Here is a 17015-nt window from a genome sequence, read left to right on the forward strand (position 1 = left end):
CTAAATTATACACTATCTTAAGAGATTTTTAAGCCCCCTATCTATATAATGCCATCCACAAGTTACTGATGGCCCCATCGTCTAGCGGTTAGGATCCATGGTTTTCATCCATGTTACCGGAGTTCGAGTCTCCGTGGGGTCACCATTATTTATCATATACTACACACTTTTCATTATATATCCCGAACTACGCAAAACCGACATAACGGCAATGCTGATCACCGACGCGACTTTTCCCTTTTGCCTGCGCAAAGCAGTCTATACTTTTTGCCCTTGTGATCCCCAAAAATATGTTTCGAACTCGGAAGCGCTAAGAGGTTCGGAAAAATAGTAGCCCTGCAGCATATCGCAGTGGTTTTCCACTAGAAACTTTCGCTGTTCTTCCGTTTCAACACCCTCTGCCACAATACTTAATCTGAGGTTTTTGGCGATATTAAATATCGTCTGCACAATCCGCCTTTCATCATCCTGCTCTGGTTTATTCAATTCGGTGATAAAGGATTTGTCAATTTTGATCTCATCTATCGGCAGCTGATGAAGATAGCTCAAAGAGGAATAGCCTGTTCCGAAGTCATCCATCGAGAAACGGATACCATACTCTCTGAATACCTTCATGATAGTGATCAGTTTCTGTATATCCTCGGCTACGACCGTTTCCGTAATTTCAAATACGATCTTTGAACGCTGCTCCTTGGTAAGGTAGGTCTCACAAAGCTGTTTCACATCAGACACAAAATCCCTGTAGAAGAGTTGTCTCATGCTGATATTGATGGAGAGCTGCTGGAGGTTTATGCCTTTTTCTTCCCACTCTTTCAGTGTTTTCAGGGACTCTTCCAGAATGTCATGGCCCAACTCGATAATAAAGCCGGTTTGTTCAGCGATAGGTACGAACTCCTCTGAACTGACCTGCCCGAGCTTTTCATTATGCCAGCGGACAAGGACTTCGCAGCCGATGATCTCATTCTCACCGTTGACCTGAGGCTGGTAGTTCAGGCATATCTCGTTCTTTTCGATCGAAAAATGCAATAGACGCTCTATCTCCAGTTTCCGCTCTACGCGTTTTGAAAGTTCATCATTGAAAACGATAATACCATCCCGTCCCTGTGCTTTCGCCTCATACATAGCGATATCCGCCTCTTTGATGAACGTATCGGCCTGAATGTCCGGTTTGCCGATAACACTGACACCGATACTGGCACTGATGTAGAGGTGATGCCCTTCTATGCTGTAACTGTCCTTGATCGTTCTGAGTATGTTGGCCGCACAATGTTTTGCCGCGGCAAAGCACTCCTCTTTGGTATCATAAAAGCTGCTGAGTACACAAAACTCATCTCCCCCGAGACGCGCCACCTTGTTTTTCTGTTTCCTGGAAAGAGCGAACATACGCCGGGAAACTTCACACAGCAGAGCGTCTCCCACATCATGCCCCAGAGAGTCATTGATGGTCTTGAAATGGTCCAGATCGATCAGCAATAGATAAAGATACTTCTTTTCATTTTTTTGGATCTTCATGGCATTATCGAGCAGTTCTATAAAATAACGCCTGTTCCAAAGCGAGGTCAGGTAGTCATGGTAGGCCTGGTATTGACTTTTGATCAGATAGCTGAACGTATTATGCGCCGCATACAAAAGCACCCAGCTCAGGACAACCGTAAAAAAAGCCAGCAGATAACTGAAGAACTCACCGATCGAAAGAAAATAGATGGTCAAAGGCAGCATTAAGCTCGTTAAGGTCAGGGTCACCAGTTTTTTTTGTGAGGCCAGAATAGTTGCGGAGACGACCACTACCCCCAACTGTGTGGCTATGGCGATATAGTGCAATTCCGTCTCGTGGTGCGATACATACCATACGAACATGATCGTCCACATAGAGAAGTAAATAAAGAGAAAATACCGCAGCTGCCCAAGCCACCGCTCTTTCTGCTCGATGCTCATCTCATCCAGAAAAACCCTATGAAGCCTATATCCCCAAAATGAGACCAGCAGCAAAAGCAGATACCATAAAAGCTCAGGGAAAAGAGAGGTATAGAGATACCCGATATAGAGATAACCAGTACCTGTACCGACAAAAAGTGCGAGGAGTACCAATATTTGTTTATGCATAAAATCATAAAACTTCATATTGCTGAGCATTAAACTCCTTTAGCCTGCTGGATTATTTGATATCATCTGAAGCGTTGCACGGCCTCATGGAAGTATACTATAAATTATAAAGAAGCTAGTGATAAAACTTGTATCGTGGTGGAGCATAGCGGGCTCGAACCGCTGACCTCTTCGCTGCCAGCGAAGCGCTCTCCCAGCTGAGCTAATGCCCCACAGATTGGAAGAATAGGATTTTAGCACAAGATAGATAAAATTTTACCTATCTGTCAACTATTTTATGAACGCTGGGTTATTTCAAGCAGATGGTAGCCGAACTGTGTCTGCACCGGTCCGTGGACGACACCTACTGCATCATTGAAAACAACACGGTCAAACTCCGGTACCATCTGTCCTTGCCCAAAGGTTCCCAATTCCCCTCCATTTGCACCTGACGGGCAGGTGGAATGCGCCTTTGCGGCCTGTTCGAACGTCATTTCTCCTGCATTGATCTTCTCTTTCAGTTCCTTGCAGAGTGCTTCATCGTTGACCAGTATATGTCTTGCGCTGGCTGTTTTCATGTTATTTCCTTTATGCTATTACTTCAGTGAGTCAAAGGCGACCAACTCGCCTTTTTTCAGTCTGGGAAGTATATCGAGTTTTATCTTTTTAAGCAAAAATGCTTTCTTATCTGAAGGGATCGCAGTATCCCTTGGTATCCCCTGCAGCTTATTTCTGTAATAGATCGTAAGTATTTTGATCAAGGCGCTGTTGAGCTCCCGTTCGTCCATGACCTTTACGTTCTCATCGATACTCAGACCGACGAGCCCGGGATGTGCATGTTCTCCGTTGATCAGTGCTGTAAAGAGTCCTGCATACGGACCGAACATATCGATATCCATGACACTCAACACATTATCTACAAGACTGGGGTGTTCGATGAGCGTTTTTAAAATACACAGCTGCTCCAGATCATCTTTTTTTTGCGTGAAACTCTCTTTTGCCCTGGCCGGATTCGCCCCTTTTCCGAACAAAGAGGGCGATATACCCAGCAGTGTCGCGGCCATAGGGATATATGCATCCTTAATGATCTGGCTCAATGTGTCAAGATACTGTTTCACCGCGCCAAAGGCAGCCTCTTTGGCTCTGGGGTCATTCAGGTTATACATCGAAACGATCATCTCCAGCACGAACGGGATCAGCGGTTTGGCGTTGCGAAGCAGTTTGGCTACGGTCTCACTCTCCCCTTTGGCTATAAGGTCTGCAGGGTCCTGTCCGTCAGGGAAAAGTACGACCCCTCCGTCAAAACCTGCCACTGACAACATCTGGGCCGCCTTGAGCGCCGCGGCCACGCCTGCCTTATCCCCGTCATAGGCCAGGACCACTTTAGGATCCCCTTTGCGCAGAAGGGGCAGATGCTCTGGTGTCAGTGCGGTTCCCATCCCTGCCACCGCTTCTTTGAAGCCTGCCTGATGGAACATGACAACATCCAGATACCCTTCGCAGACAATGATCTTTTTGTTTTTATAAATGCTCTCTTTGGCCAAATGATACCCGTAGAGAAGCTGTGATTTATTGAACAGTTTGGTTTGGGGAGAGTTGATGTACTTTGCCGGGTGGTTCGTGATCGTCCTTCCTCCAAACCCGACCAGTGACCCGCTGGTCGAGTAGATGGGGAACGTGATCCTCTCCACCAGGCGTGCATAATAGCCGCTGCCGTTTTCGCTGGGTGCGATGATCCCTGCTTCTGCCGCCTGGGGCAAAGGAAGCAATGCACGCTGCAGGAACTGCATCACTTCCTGGCCGCTGGGCACATAGCCGATCTCAAAGGTTTCAATGGAGTTTTGGGAGATCCCTCTTCCCAGCAGATACTTCATAGCGGTTTCGTTATGGTTGAGATTTTTCACATACCACTGCCCTACCGCTTCCAAAACACGTTTGGCATCAGAGTAATCCGAACTTCCTTTCGTATAGGTCAGTGAAAAGTTATGCATGGATGCCAGTTTTTCGATCGCTTCGGGATAAGAGAGCTTTTCCAGTTCCATCACGAACTTGATGCTGTCTCCTCCCACACCACAGCCAAAGCAGTGGTAGATCTGCTTGCTCGGGCTGACAACAAAGGAAGGGGTCTTCTCTCCATGAAAAGGACAGTTCGCCTTGTAGTTCGCCCCTGCTTTTCGCAGTTCTATGAAACTGCCGATCACATCCACTATATCGATACTGTTTTTTAGAGATTCTATTGAGGCATTATCTATCATAGTAGAATTATATCTAATTCGATATAATTGAAGCCTATGAACAGCCCAGGCACTTAAGGATTTTTTTGGAAACTATATTACCGTCCTATGATGACCCTCTTTTCAGTATCATACTGATCATCGTTATTTCCCTGATGGTTGCGATCGTAACCTATGGATGGGGGTTGCACAAACAGCAAAGAGAAGAAGGGAACCTGCTGAAGTTCCTGGAAAAGTTCGATACTTCGGAGTGTGCCCTTGACATCAAAGAGATGCATTTCGAGCCCAATATGCTCAAGCCGCTGACCCTGCTTGCCAAAGCATTTGAAAATTCCGGAGAGTATCATAAGTCCATCAGTATCTATCTTTACCTGCTCAAACACATTTCACACGACTCGGGCCAGCTGGAACTGATGGAGAGACTGGGGAACACGTACCTTCATGCAGGTTTCCTGGAGCGTTCCATGTCCATCTATACAGAGGTCCTTCGCAAGAAACCGCGCAACGTAAAAGTGCTGTATGAGCTGGGGATCGTCTATGAGATGATGCATCAGTACGATAAAGCCAGAGAGGTGATAGAGCCTCTGAGGATGCTGGGGGAAGAAACGCGATCGCTTGAAAAATTTCTGGACTTTTCGGAACTCCATGCCGACAAGACCCTCTCCATACCGGAGAAGGTAGCAAAGTTCAGGCAGCTGCTGGAAGAAGAACCCAGCCTCTACAGACAGATCGTGACCGTACTCCTGCAGCTTGACACCAAAAGTGCCTGGGAGATCATTGACCCTGCACGCATCAAGGAGCTGCTTGACATCCTCTGGCTATTACCAAATTCACAACTCGATTTAGATATAATCTCATCAAATAAACAGCTGAGAACGCTTTATTATGCAAAAGGGTATCTGCAGGAACCTGTCGCGGAAAGCGGTGTCTTCAGTTTGGACATACTGGCTTCGGCGAAACAGAATGGCTTTGAAGAGGGTGACCTGATCTTCTCTTATCTCTGTCAAAAATGCAAACAGAGTTTTCCGGTCTCTTTCAAACGCTGTCCGAACTGCATGGCGATAAATTCTGTTAAAGTTGAGGAAAAAATTGCAAAAACAAGCCCGAAAACAGATTACTCTCTACTCTGACGGTTCCAGTCTGGGAAACCCAGGTCCTGGCGGCTACGGGGGTATCCTGGAGTATAAAGGGAAGCGCAAAGAGTACTCCGGTGGAGATGCGCATACCACCAACAACCGGATGGAGCTTCTGGGGGTCATAGAGGGGCTCAGACTGCTCAAGGAACCCTGTGATGTAGAGATCATCTCGGACAGCTCCTATGTGGTCAAAGCCATCAATGAATGGCTGGAAGGATGGGTGCGCAGAAACTTTGCAAAGGTAAAGAATGTCGACCTCTGGAAAGCCTACCTTGAAGTTTCTGCGCCCCATAATGTGACCGGTACCTGGGTCAGAGGCCACAACGGGCATCCCGAAAATGAGCGCTGTGACGAACTGGCCAAATATGAAGCAGAAAAAATAAGATCAACCCTATAAAGGAGAACATATGAATGACTACAGTGAACTTGAAAACAAACTGAACTATACATTTAAGAACAAGCAATTGATTATTGAGGCTTTGACACACAAAAGTGACAAAAAGCCTTACAATAATGAGCGGCTTGAATTTTTGGGAGATGCCGTGCTTGACCTCATCGTCGGCGAGTACCTCTTTTTAAAATTCCCAAAATCGAACGAAGGCGTCCTCTCGAAGATACGCGCTTCGCTTGTCAACGAGGTCGGCTTTACGCTGTTGGCAAAAAAACTCGATCTGGGATCCTATATCTATCTTTCCCTGGCCGAAGAGAACAATAACGGACGCAACAAGCCTTCCCTGCTTTCGAATGCGTTTGAAGCGATCATCGGTGCGATCTACCTGGAAGCAGGCTTGGAAGTGGCCAAAGAGATCTCTGTCAGACTGCTCGAAGCCTGTCACCCCAAGATCGATCTTGACTCGCTTTCCAAGGATTATAAAACAGCCCTGCAGGAACTCACACAGGCAACCCATGGCGTGACCCCTGTCTATACACTGCTGGATGCTTCGGGGCCGGACCACAAAAAAGAGTTTGAGATCGCCGTCGTACTGGACAATAAGACCATCGCTACGGCAAAAGGCAAGAGCAAGAAAGAGGCGCAGCAGAAAGCCGCACTCGTTGCGTTAAAGGAACTGAAATCATGAATACCTTTGGGAAAAAACTGACCCTCACCACGTTCGGAGAATCTCACGGAAAAGCACTGGGGTGCATACTCGATGGTGTCCCTGCCGGGCTTGTGATAGATGAAGCCTTTATTCAAAGCGAACTGGACAGAAGAAAGCCCGGAAAGTCCAAGCTGGAGACAGGGCGCAAAGAGGAGGACAAGGTAGAGATACTTTCGGGCACCTTTGAAGGGATGAGCACAGGTACGCCGATCGCTATGATCATCTTCAATACCAATCAAAAATCAAAAGACTATGAGAATGTCAAAGACCTTTTCCGTCCCGGGCATGCAGACTTTACCTACTTCCACAAATACGGGTTGAGAGACTACCGCGGGGGCGGGAGAAGTTCTGCCAGAGAGACCGCCGCACGTGTGGCAGGCGGTGCCATAGCCAAACTGATGCTCAAAGAACTGGGTATCTCGATCCAGAGCGGTCTCTGCGAAGTGGACGGCATCAAAGGCAGTGTACAGGATTTCGAGTATGCAAAGAGATCCAAGATGTATGCCCTTGACCCTGCACAGGAAGCGGCACAGGAAGCGGCGATTCTGGCGGCAAAAGAGAACCATGACTCTGTCGGAGGCGTGGTTCTTACCACTGCCACCGGTGTGCCTGTCGGGCTTGGCGAACCGCTCTACTACAAACTCGATGCCATACTTGCAGAAGCCATGATGGGGATCAATGCAGCCAAGGCGGTCGAGATAGGTGACGGTGTGGCCAGCACCCATCTCAAAGGCAGCGAGAACAATGATGAAATTACCCTCGAGGGATTTACCTCGAACCACTCGGGAGGTATGCTCGGCGGCATCTCCAACGGCGATACGATCGTGGTCAAGACGCACTTCAAACCCACGCCTTCCATTTTTCAGGAACAACAGACGATCACCACCCACAACGAAGAGGTCAAATGCAACCTCAAAGGCCGGCATGACCCCTGTGTCGCTATCAGAGGGGCTGTCGTATGTGAAGCGATGATGGCACTGACACTGGCAGATATGGCACTGCTCAACATGGGCAAAAAAATGGACCACCTCACTTCGATCTACAAAGACTGACTATGCACCAAAGAAAGGTCCTCTTTGGTCTCTTTGGAGTGCTCGCGCTTGCCGCTGTCTACATTTTGGTGACACAGCTTCTCCACTACAGCAAGATCAGCACCTTGAAACAGAAACTCTACGCACAGCTGACAGAGGTCCGGGAAAACGGATTCACGCTTTCAAACAGGGAAAAAGGAAAAGAGAAAGAACATTTCTTGATCCGTCTGGACGATCCTGCAAAAGCGTCTGCCTATTTGGCAGAGAAAGGGATCCGGATCACTGCGGAAGAGGCAGCGGAGCTCAAAGGAGTGACGCTGGCGGTCGACCTGACCTATCTGAGAGAGTCCATTGCGCTGGATCTCTACCCTGTGACCTTACCTGCAGCACTCCACGCTGTTTTGGCACAGGAAAACGGCAAAGAGCTCCTGGCACAGTTTAAAGGGATGCTGAAAGAGAAAACGCTCCTGGTCCATGTCGAGGCGGATCACAGCGGCAGTACTTTTACTGGAACACTCAAAGATATCAATGCCACACTGGAAGGGGAAAAAGAGGCAACATTGCTTCTCCAGGGATTCGACTTTTCAGGCACTGTGAAGCAGAAGCAGATCGTCGAACTGGTGCAAAGACTCCAGACGATACATTTCTCTATCGAAGGGGAGATAAACCGGTCCATCTATGGACTGGAACACCATTATGCCCTTACCGGGCCGTCTGTATATGATTACCAGGAAACGTACCGTATCAAAAAAATACAGATGGATGATACACCAGAAGCAGCATTTCAGGCAGAGGGGCTCTTTATGCTCGCCATTTCCCGCGCAAAGGACAGATCGGCTGAAGAGAATTTCCGGGTCGAAGTTGAAGACGGTGCTCTCCTGTTTGAAAGAGAGCACGTCGGAATGAAAAACTTCTTTCTGGATATGCATATCAGCAACATTGATACGCATGCGTTGGAATCACTGCAGAAAGCGGTTCCGTATAACAAAGAGGTAATGGATGCACTTGAAAGAAATATCCTTTCAGGCCCGATCCATATCGCTATCCCTACACTTTCTGTCGAGAAACTGGTACTTGACGGAAAAGAGATAGAGGGGTTTTCGCTTCAAGCGGACATGGCGTTAGACAGCGCTTCGGATATCGCACGTTTTGGCATTGATCCCGCACAAGCCCTATCGAAAATGGATGCCGACATCGAACTCACTTTGTCAAAAGAACTGCTGGAGCTGATCATAAAAGATCCGGAAGCCATGCTTCTCTACATGACTTACAGGCCAAAAAGTGTGTCAGATACACGCATTTATACGATAGAGATCAAAGATGGTTTGATGAAGATCAATGGTAAGGCCCTAAAGGTCCATGGAGAACCGGTCAGGTTCTAAAGCAAGGTAGAGGTTCATCCAGATCTTTGACCCTGAAGGTTCTACGATGCACCTCGCACCGGTCATATTGAAGCAGCGCCTCTATATGGGCTTTGGTCCCGTACCCCTTGTGTTTCTCAAAACCGTACTCGGGATATTTCCTTGCCATCTCTATCATCTCTCTGTCATGTGTCACTTTTGCCAGGATACTTGCTGCACTCACTTCCTCTATCTTGCTGTCAGCCTTGACCATGGTGGCAATGTTGTCAACACCGAAGGTACTGTTCCCGTCAAAAAGATACTCCGCATCGGGAAGGTGCTTCTGTATACTTTGTAAACCTTCCTGTAAACATTTGGAAATACCTTTTTCATCCACGTCCCTGGCAGAAAAAGTGACAATGTGGTACGCGGCATTTTCAAGTACCAGGGGGTAGAGTGCTTCACGTCTTTTCTCGGTCAGCTTCTTGGAATCCATCAGCCCCTCTACCGGCTTTTTCAATATCACTCCTGCTATGACCAGCGAACCTGCCAAAGGACCGCGCCCTGCTTCGTCTATCCCGCACAACGGTCTCTTTTTCATGCCCCTATCCCCGAGAGCAGCGCAAGAAACGCATCGCCGTAGCGTTCAAACTTCACCTCTCCGATCCCGTGTACCTGCAGCATCTCCTCTTTATCCTGAGGGACCTTCACGCTCAGATCCTTCAAGGTCTTGTCTGAAAAAACGATATAGGGAGGGATCCCTTTTTCCGAAGCGATCTGCGTACGCAGGTCACGAAGTTTATCATAGACCTCCGCATCATAGTCATCAAAATATGTCGCTCTCTTTTTAGGCTCGGCCTTCTGCACGCTCAATCTCTCTTTTTTAAGTTCGATCGTGTGTGCCCCCTTGATCACTTCTATCCCGAAAGGGGTCAGTTTGTAGACCTTGAACTCACCGACTTCCACCGCATTCAGTTCCAGCAGTTTGTCTCCGATCGTCAGCCACTGGGATTTGCTGTACTCTTGACCTATGCCATAGACGGAAAGCCTGTCATGGCCGTTCTGCAGTACCCTTTGCTCTTTGCTTCCTTTGAGTATATCGATCACATAGTGTAAACCGAAGTTCTGCTCCGTACGCAGGATCGTGGAGAGAAGCATACGGGATGCCGTGGTGATATCCACCTTTTCGCTCTCAGGCGCCGTACAGTTGTCACACTTGGTGCCGCACCCCTCGATACGGTCATCAAAATAGGCAGCGATGCTCTGATGCCGGCAATTCTCGGAATTGGCAAAACGCACCATACTGTCAAGCTTGTTGAAGGCGTGCTGTTTGTAAGGCGTCTCCGGCAGGTCTTCGATGAACATTTTCTGCTGTACGATGTCCTGTGCGGAAAAAAGCAGGAGTGTTTCGGAGGCAACACCGTCCCTTCCTGCGCGTCCGATCTCCTGATAATAGTTCTCCAGTGTCTTCGGCATCGTCATATGGACGACAAACCGGATATTGCTCTTGTCTATCCCCATGCCAAACGCGATGGTGGCTACGACGATCTGCACCCTGTCTGCTACAAAGTCCGCATAGGTTCTGTTCTTCTCTTCCGTAGGGAGTCCTGCATGGTAGGCTTTCGCTTCGATCCCTTTGGTCTGCAGGAAATGCGCTACCGCTTCGGTGGATTTACGGGAGAGTGTATAGATGATGCCCGATTCATCTGTGTGAAGCTTCAAAAATTCCATCAGCTGCGCCCGCCCGTCTTTGATGCGGTGTCTTGCATGGATCGTCAGATTTTCACGGAAAAGGGACCCTCTGACACGTTTTGGGTTCTGCAGACCAAGATTGGCGGCGATGTCGCTCTCCACCGCATGGGTCGCCGTGGCAGTAAACGCGGCTATGGGTGTGGTCGCGAACTGCTCCTTCAGCAAAGAGAGACGCCGGTAGTTCTCCCTGAACTCATGCCCCCATTCGCTCACACAGTGCGCTTCATCGATGACAAAAAAGTTGATCGGGAGTTGGTGAAGCAGATTGAGAAAATAGGCATTGGTAAGGCGCTCGGGTGCGACGTAGAGCAGTTTTATCTCCCCGGCCCTCAGACGTGCTTCTATCTTCTGACTCTCCTCCAGATCCTGCATCGAAGAGAGCATCTCAGCGGAGATACCGTTTTCCTTGAGGGCAACCACCTGGTCGTGCATCAGTGCCAGCAAAGGGGAGACCACCACGGTGATCCCCTCCATCAGAAGTGTTGGAAGCTGGTAGCAGAGCGACTTCCCCCCTCCGGTAGGAAGGATCATCAAGACATCCTGCTTCGCCAGAATAGCATCTACCACCTCTTCCTGCAAAGGTCTGAATGCGCTGTGTCCGAAATAGTGTTCAAGGGTTTCTAATTTATTCATACCAGAAGTGTAGCGTGTCTAAGGTCAAAGGGAGGGAAAAGATGTCAAATTGTCATGTTTTTGTAGAAAATGTTACGATTCACATGGTACCGTTGCCAAGGGAAGCGTACCCTTGGAGAGAGGTTTGTCACACTATAGAAAATGCCTTATGCATCTTGACTGAAATATCGTTTTCTTTTGGATTCTTTCAACTGCTTCAGATCTGCGACGATAAAACCATCCAGACAATGATTAAAATCTTTATCGTAGCCAAAGTCAAAGAATTGTACGCCACCCTCTTCACATAGCTCCGAATACTGCTTGAAGAGTGTCGGCACGGAATACCCCATGAACCCCAATTCCTCTTTCAGCGTCCTCATATCGGTCCGGTAGTCATCTCCGGCAAATACTTTTTCACAATGTTTTTGGATCCACTGTACCATTCGGTACGGTGTCTTATGCTCCACCAGTTTTTCCTCAGCGCCAAAATAGGTTTGATAAAAATAGATCATCATCCCCTGTGCCTTTTGATTGAACGTATTGCTAAGGCTCACCGCACCAAAAAGATACTGTATGTCGGGACGACGCTTCAGATAGGCTCCGATACCCTGCCAAAGATAGTCTAATGCCCTGGAGTTCCAGTATTTCGGCTGCACGAAACTTCTTCCGAGCTCTACGCCTCTTTCCAGGTAGGGTTCAAACCTTTCATCATATTTAAAGAGGGTGCTTGTGTAGAGCCCCTCTCTATCAAAGTCCTCCATGATCTCGCTGCATACCCCCAACCGGTAGGCCCCTGCGATCTCTAACGCCTCATCGTCCCAGATCACAAGATGCTTATAATAAAAGTCATACCCGTCTATATCACGTTTTTTACCGCTTCCTTCGCCTACATGACGGAAACTGATCTCTCTCAACCTTCCTATCTCTTTGATCACACAGTTTTCTTTTTCGGATTCATACAGGATGATACTTTTGCCATCCAGGGTCTTCCCCAGGAGTGTGCCGTTCTTCAGTTCGCGTTTAAGCTCGCTTCGTCCCTCTGCCACGGAGATCTCGTTATAGGTGGCAAAGATCGGTTTATGGTTTTTGGATACTTTATAAAGATGTTTTCTTAAAAGTTTCACCGTCTCTCTGCGTGAAACGTTGGGCAGGTTATAGGCGTCAAAAGGAATGGGTTTCCCTATCTTGAAATCTATCACCTTCCCTTTCGCTTTGAACATCTCATGCGGAAGTGTCGCTGTTGCCAAAGAACGGTTGATCATCGAAAGCAGATAAAAGTTCTTAGAGTTCTTTGCTTTGATATAGACAGGGAGTATGGGGGCCTGCATCTTCGAAGCGATCTTTAAAAATCCGCTTTTCCATGGGGTATCCTTGATACCATTGGGTCTTGCTCGGCTGACCTCACCGGAAGGGAAGATAATGACTGCCTGTTCTTCTTCCAGCGCCTGATAGATGTTTTTCACGGTCTCCCTGTCCATTTTCCCATGGATATTGTCAACAGGAATGATGATGTCTTTGAGGTTGTCAAACTGAGACAAGAAGGAGTTTGCCACGATCTTGATATCCTTTCTTACATCTTTAAGCAGATGTATCAGTGCCATCGCATCCAATGCACCCAGGGGATGGTTGGCAATGATGACCAAACGTCCATACGAAGGAATACGCGCAAACTCATTGGTCTTCAACCCCACAGAGATATCAAAATAATCCACAATGGCTTCCACATAGGAGAACGTATCTTTATGGGCATTTTCTGCCATGAACGTATTGATCTGATTTTCATGAAAAAGACTTTTCAACGCACTGAACATCACTTTTTTTGCTAGTTGGGGAAATGAGTCAATGGCGGGGTAGTGGTGTGTCATATAATTTTCTACACTTAATTGCATTAGGCGATCCTGTATGTTTGGTTCAATTCATTGATCAAATGTTGATGTACTGCTTTCAGAAATGAACGTTTCATCTTTCATCAACGTCTCCACTTGATTGATGACGAATTATAAATTTTGATGATTACAATTTTATTACAGGTGATTACATTTCGATTACAGGGGACATCTCCATATGGTTCTTTCGGTGGGGGAAGAGTAAACTTTATAAAGTATGAAGGGATGACATAGATAACGCTCATGCGTATATCTGAGAAGAGATGTCCGGGGAAAGACTATATAAAATTGGTTTCATTTCAGTAACATGCTGCGTTACCAGCTTGTAACGGGTTGACTGTACTATGCCGCCATGAATTTACTTATAAAGACACCGCATACAAAACACTATGAACTATTTATATCAGCGCTTATTTTTACGCTGATCCTGGTGACACACTATCCCTTTCATAAAGCCATTATCCTGATGCTTGAGTTTATCGTTGTGATAGAAGTGGTGAAAATGATCTCTGATTTTGTGGTAAAGCGAAAGCTGCGCCTTAGGTATGTGATCGATGTATTCATCGTATTTTTGATCAGGGATGTCGTGATCCTGGTCACCAATCCCAAAAAAGAGTTCGAGGAGATCCTCTTTTTGCTTTTTGTGATATTGATCTTTTTCATCTTTAGGGTAATGACGCTAAAGTTTTCACCTAGCCTCATCTCAAAAATGGCAAAAGGCTCCTATCATAATCAATGAAAATTATATCCTACACCCCATACAGGATGAAAATAATTCTGTTCATTGTTTGGGTCTATTTTGTTTTTAAGTCGATTAATAGCGACATTGACCGCATTGTCATTCACTTCTGATCCATCTGCGCCCCATACCTCATCACGGAGAAAATCCCTTGTCAGTGCCTGATCGATATGTTTCATAAAAGTGTACAGTAGCTTAAACTCAAGGTTGGTAAGCGTGACAGTCTCTCCATCGACAGTAAGTACTTTCTTCACAAGATCCATACTGAGATGCTTATACTTGATACGTTCCTGTGTCTGTAGAATACCTGAACGTTTAAGCAGGGCATTGACCCTGAGTATCAATTCTCTTGGAGAAAAAGGTTTATAAATGTAGTCATCTCCCCCTGCGGCAAAGCCTTCTTCAAGGTCAGAATCTTTGTCTTTAGCCGTGAGAAAGATCACAGGGATATCATACCCTGATTCACGCAAATGAGTAATAAATTTACAGCCTTCCATTCCTGGAAGATTACGGTCAGTGATAATAAGAGAAGGGTTTTCCTCATCTAAAAACCGTTCTACATTTTCTGTAGAGAGAAACCCGGTAACACTGTATCCTTCTTTGCCTAGATGATACTCTACGAGTTCTAAGATATCTTCTTCATCTTCGATGACAACTATTTCTATATTTTCATTTTGCATGTATGAATTATAACATACACTTGAAATTTATATCCTGCTTTTTCTCAAACGATCCGATCTCTTATTTTATAAATATCTTTAGATGATTCATGGTCTCCTGGAACCTGAGGAAAATGCCGAAGCTATTGAAATTTATATCCTATACCGCGAACAGGAACGATATACTCTTTATCCTCACGGGGGTCGATTTTTTTCTTTAGTCGATTGATGGTAACATTGACTGTACGTTTTTGAGTAGTCTCACTATCATTCCAAATATTTTGGAGCAGATATTCTCTTTTAAGCACTCTGTTTTTATTTTTTATAAATAGACTGAGGAGTTCAAATTCCAACTTTGTCAGTTCTACCTCATTGTTGTCAATATAGGTCATTCGAGTGTTAAGGTCCAAGACAATATCTCTGGCTTCAAGCCTCTCCTGTTCCATGGAATATGTGCGTCTGAGTATCGCTTTGACACGATAGAGCAACTCTTTCATATTAAAAGGTTTGCGCAAATAGTCATCTCCCCCAAACAGAAACCCCTCTTCTATCTCCTCATCTGTAGCCTTTGCGGAGACGAACATCACAGGGGTTGTCATCCCTTTATGGCGAAGATAGCTGATAAATTCACTCCCCTCGATCTGGGGAAGCGTACGATCCACAAGCAAGAGATCAACGCCCTCTTCCAGCATAGCTTCAGCGTCCTTTATGGAAGTCAGCCCGATAACCCTATATCCCTCTTTCATCAGATAAAATTTTTCCAGCTCCAATAGATCTTCATTGTCTTCAATAATCAGAATGGTTGCGATTGGGTCAATACTGCTATCCACTGCAAAGCCTTTTTTATCTAGATCGCTCTTCATTCATTAGAACTGGTAAGAGGCAGAGAAGTCAAAAGTCGTACCTGTTTGAAATTCTTTCGTTATCATGTCTCCCTGCTTCCAAATAATTTTGTCATCCAGAAGGTTACCTGCTTTGAATTTAAATGAATAATCACCCATTTTTTCTATCCATACCAGGTCAAGTAAGTGCGGAGGCACCTCATAAGTGTCCGGATAGATATATTCACCATCTATCACCCCCACTTTTTTGATGCGTTCACCCATCATATTATATGAAAGGTTCACAATTCTGTCACTTACCTCATAACCAAAGGTAAGATTGACAATAGTAGGCGAAAGCCCCTGAAGTTGTCTACTATCACTGCTGAGCACACCAACCTGTTCGTCTTGGAGTGTTACCTCTGACTCTGTATAAGTAAAGTTTCCAGAGAGGTAAAAATCGGCCAACTTGTTATGAAGAAAATCGAGATTTTTACGCCCGTCTATCTCAATACCATACAAAATAGCTGAATCAGAATTGACAAATGAGTAGATAGGCAAAGAAGAACTAGGCAGCTGCACATCTTCAATCGGTTTATCTAGATATTTGGCAAAAACCCCTGCTTTGATATTCTCTGTGTCAGAAATGTAATGGCTGTATTTCAGATCAAAGTTATAGATCTCTGTATTTGTAAGATCTGGATTACCCATGACGGTAGCTACCTCATAAGGGTGAACATATATCCCGTCTGTAAACTCTCTAAGATCCGGCGTGATATATGTTTTTGAAAGTGCCAAATCCACATGATTGTTCTTATCATATTTATATTTAACCGTAATACTAGGATAGAGATCATTTACAACAAGTGACTCTGGAACCTTTTGAATTAAATTCCTTAAGGACATATCCGGGTTTTCTCGATCTTCTTTGTATTGGTAGATCGTTTGCGTAAAATCTACATACCTGGCACCAGCAAAAATTTCAAGACTATCGTACGGTTTTATGAAAAGGTTGACATAATATTCTGCTGTATCTACGGTCGCATCAAAATAATCAGCTGCAGTAAATAGGGGAGAAACACGGTAAGGCATCTCATTGTAAGGGATGTCGTTACGAACATATTCATAATATATCGATTCTATGTCGCCTGTTATTTCCGTGGTATCTGCTATATTTTCCTTATACGGACGCAAGTAAAATTTATTTTGCCTGGAAACTCTGTCTTTCGTGCTAATGTTAAGACCCACATCTATATGGTCTTCATCGCTAAAGATATTGGTATAGAATTTGTTTTTCGCATAGGCTGCATAAAGTTCATCCTCTGATTCCAGTCTTGTCCCGATACTGTTGGCACTAAATGGATCTAAAAATGTTACTCCATCCAGCTCTTCATAGGCATAATAGAAGTTATTTGGCTGATAAAGCCTTGCAGTAGCACGTTCTGCACCAAATTCAAACGCAGACTTTTTGTTGAAAAGTTCATAATTTATCTCTGCATTGATCTGATCAGCACTAAGCTCTCTTTCTTCCCAGTCAAGATAATATTTTATCAAATGCGCATTGTTCGAACCCATAATACCATCAACTATACGGGTGCTCTGCAGCGCCGTTCTTGTGAAAAG

General features: G+C 45.7%; 15 protein-coding genes and 2 tRNA genes. 7 read left to right on the forward strand and 10 right to left on the reverse strand.

Translation table 11 applies throughout. The features are described 5' to 3' along the window. Positions 1-70: 70 nt before the first annotated feature. Positions 71-145, forward strand: a tRNA-Glu gene (locus VIM88_RS08470). Positions 146-258: 113 nt separating this feature from the next. On the opposite strand, the gene VIM88_RS08475 is transcribed toward VIM88_RS08470, so the two are convergent. From VIM88_RS08475 to dnaG, 4 genes are all read right to left on the reverse strand, one after another. Further along, on the reverse strand, positions 259-2133 hold the full coding sequence (locus VIM88_RS08475; protein WP_331862461.1) for a putative bifunctional diguanylate cyclase/phosphodiesterase: 1875 nt from the start codon (positions 2131-2133) through the stop codon (positions 259-261). Positions 2134-2239: 106 nt separating this feature from the next. Beyond that, positions 2240-2315, reverse strand: a tRNA-Ala gene (locus VIM88_RS08480). Positions 2316-2378: 63 nt separating this feature from the next. After that, positions 2379-2660 (reverse strand): peptidylprolyl isomerase, encoded by a 282-nt coding sequence (locus VIM88_RS08485; RefSeq protein WP_331862462.1) that lies wholly within the window; start codon positions 2658-2660, stop codon positions 2379-2381. Between the two features lie 18 nt (positions 2661-2678). Continuing rightward, entirely contained in the window at positions 2679-4337 is a 1659-nt protein-coding gene (gene dnaG / locus VIM88_RS08490) for a DNA primase (protein ID WP_331862463.1), read from the reverse strand. Between the two features lie 65 nt (positions 4338-4402). Between dnaG and VIM88_RS08495 the strand changes: the two genes are divergently transcribed. Genes VIM88_RS08495 through VIM88_RS08515 form a run of 5 tightly spaced genes read left to right on the forward strand, consistent with a single transcriptional unit; the run spans position 4403 to position 8965 of the window. Then, on the forward strand, positions 4403-5446 hold the full coding sequence (locus VIM88_RS08495) for a tetratricopeptide repeat protein (RefSeq protein ID WP_331862464.1): 1044 nt from the start codon (positions 4403-4405) through the stop codon (positions 5444-5446). Beyond that, on the forward strand, positions 5406-5849 hold the full coding sequence (gene rnhA / locus VIM88_RS08500; RefSeq protein WP_331862465.1) for a ribonuclease HI: 444 nt from the start codon (positions 5406-5408) through the stop codon (positions 5847-5849). Before VIM88_RS08495 ends, rnhA begins: the two co-directional genes overlap by 41 nt. A 10-nt stretch (positions 5850-5859) precedes the next feature. Then, the gene (rnc, locus tag VIM88_RS08505) at positions 5860-6531 is read left to right on the forward strand and encodes a ribonuclease III (RefSeq protein WP_331862466.1); all 672 of its coding nucleotides are present in this window, start codon (positions 5860-5862) and stop codon (positions 6529-6531) included. Next, positions 6528-7604: a chorismate synthase gene (aroC, locus tag VIM88_RS08510; protein WP_331862467.1), complete on the forward strand. Its 1077-nt coding sequence runs from the start codon at positions 6528-6530 to the stop codon at positions 7602-7604. Before rnc ends, aroC begins: the two co-directional genes overlap by 4 nt. 2 nt (positions 7605-7606) lie before the next feature. Then, positions 7607-8965, forward strand: a complete 1359-nt coding sequence (locus tag VIM88_RS08515; protein ID WP_331862468.1) for a hypothetical protein — start codon at positions 7607-7609, stop codon at positions 8963-8965. Here the strand turns inward: VIM88_RS08515 and VIM88_RS08520 are convergent. From VIM88_RS08520 to VIM88_RS08530, 3 genes are all read right to left on the reverse strand, one after another. Beyond that, a complete protein-coding gene (locus VIM88_RS08520) occupies positions 8955-9524 on the reverse strand; it encodes a ribonuclease HII (RefSeq protein ID WP_331862469.1) in 570 nt (189 codons plus the stop codon). The genes VIM88_RS08515 and VIM88_RS08520 overlap by 11 nt on opposite strands. Then, positions 9521-11308, reverse strand: coding sequence for a DNA helicase RecQ (gene recQ / locus VIM88_RS08525; protein ID WP_331862470.1), 1788 nt, complete (start codon positions 11306-11308; stop codon positions 9521-9523). Before recQ ends, VIM88_RS08520 begins: the two co-directional genes overlap by 4 nt. A 146-nt stretch (positions 11309-11454) precedes the next feature. Beyond that, positions 11455-13176: a lysophospholipid acyltransferase family protein gene (locus VIM88_RS08530; protein WP_331862471.1), complete on the reverse strand. Its 1722-nt coding sequence runs from the start codon at positions 13174-13176 to the stop codon at positions 11455-11457. Positions 13177-13525: 349 nt separating this feature from the next. Here VIM88_RS08530 and VIM88_RS08535 point away from each other — a divergent pair, with 349 nt between their 5' ends. After that, positions 13526-13912 carry a phosphate-starvation-inducible PsiE family protein gene (locus VIM88_RS08535; protein ID WP_331862472.1) on the forward strand — a complete coding sequence of 129 codons (387 nt, stop codon included), beginning with the start codon at positions 13526-13528 and terminating at the stop codon, positions 13910-13912. Here VIM88_RS08535 and VIM88_RS08540 read toward each other — a convergent pair. From VIM88_RS08540 to VIM88_RS08550, 3 genes are all read right to left on the reverse strand, one after another. Then, positions 13906-14592 (reverse strand): response regulator transcription factor, encoded by a 687-nt coding sequence (locus VIM88_RS08540; RefSeq protein ID WP_331862473.1) that lies wholly within the window; start codon positions 14590-14592, stop codon positions 13906-13908. The genes VIM88_RS08535 and VIM88_RS08540 overlap by 7 nt on opposite strands. Positions 14593-14714: 122 nt before the next feature. Continuing rightward, complete coding sequence (locus VIM88_RS08545; RefSeq protein ID WP_331862474.1) at positions 14715-15401, reverse strand: response regulator transcription factor; 687 nt, start codon at positions 15399-15401, stop codon at positions 14715-14717. 36 nt (positions 15402-15437) lie between these two features. Next, the gene (locus VIM88_RS08550) at positions 15438-16967 is read right to left on the reverse strand and encodes a hypothetical protein (protein ID WP_331862475.1); all 1530 of its coding nucleotides are present in this window, start codon (positions 16965-16967) and stop codon (positions 15438-15440) included. Positions 16968-17015 lie beyond the last annotated feature (48 nt).

It is taken from the genome of Sulfurovum sp. (assembly GCF_036568385.1).
In the GTDB taxonomy this organism is placed as follows: domain Bacteria; phylum Campylobacterota; class Campylobacteria; order Campylobacterales; family Sulfurovaceae; genus Sulfurovum.

Bases quoted from the DNA above. Each gene is read 5' to 3' on its own strand.
- VIM88_RS08475 (WP_331862461.1), bottom strand. From the start codon at position 2,133: ATGCTCAGCAATATGAAGTTTTATGATTTTATGCATAAACAAATATTG.
- VIM88_RS08485 (WP_331862462.1), bottom strand. From the start codon at position 2,660: ATGAAAACAGCCAGCGCAAGACATATACTGGTCAACGATGAAGCACTC.
- dnaG (WP_331862463.1), bottom strand. From the start codon at position 4,337: ATGATAGATAATGCCTCAATAGAATCTCTAAAAAACAGTATCGATATA.
- rnc (WP_331862466.1), top strand. From the start codon at position 5,860: ATGAATGACTACAGTGAACTTGAAAACAAACTGAACTATACATTTAAG.
- aroC (WP_331862467.1), top strand. From the start codon at position 6,528: ATGAATACCTTTGGGAAAAAACTGACCCTCACCACGTTCGGAGAATCT.
- VIM88_RS08515 (WP_331862468.1), top strand. From the start codon at position 7,607: ATGCACCAAAGAAAGGTCCTCTTTGGTCTCTTTGGAGTGCTCGCGCTT.
- VIM88_RS08520 (WP_331862469.1), bottom strand. From the start codon at position 9,524: ATGAAAAAGAGACCGTTGTGCGGGATAGACGAAGCAGGGCGCGGTCCT.
- recQ (WP_331862470.1), bottom strand. From the start codon at position 11,308: ATGAATAAATTAGAAACCCTTGAACACTATTTCGGACACAGCGCATTC.
- VIM88_RS08530 (WP_331862471.1), bottom strand. From the start codon at position 13,176: ATGCAATTAAGTGTAGAAAATTATATGACACACCACTACCCCGCCATT.
- VIM88_RS08535 (WP_331862472.1), top strand. From the start codon at position 13,526: ATGAATTTACTTATAAAGACACCGCATACAAAACACTATGAACTATTT.
- VIM88_RS08540 (WP_331862473.1), bottom strand. From the start codon at position 14,592: ATGCAAAATGAAAATATAGAAATAGTTGTCATCGAAGATGAAGAAGAT.
- VIM88_RS08550 (WP_331862475.1), bottom strand. From the start codon at position 16,967: ATGGGTTCGAACAATGCGCATTTGATAAAATATTATCTTGACTGGGAA.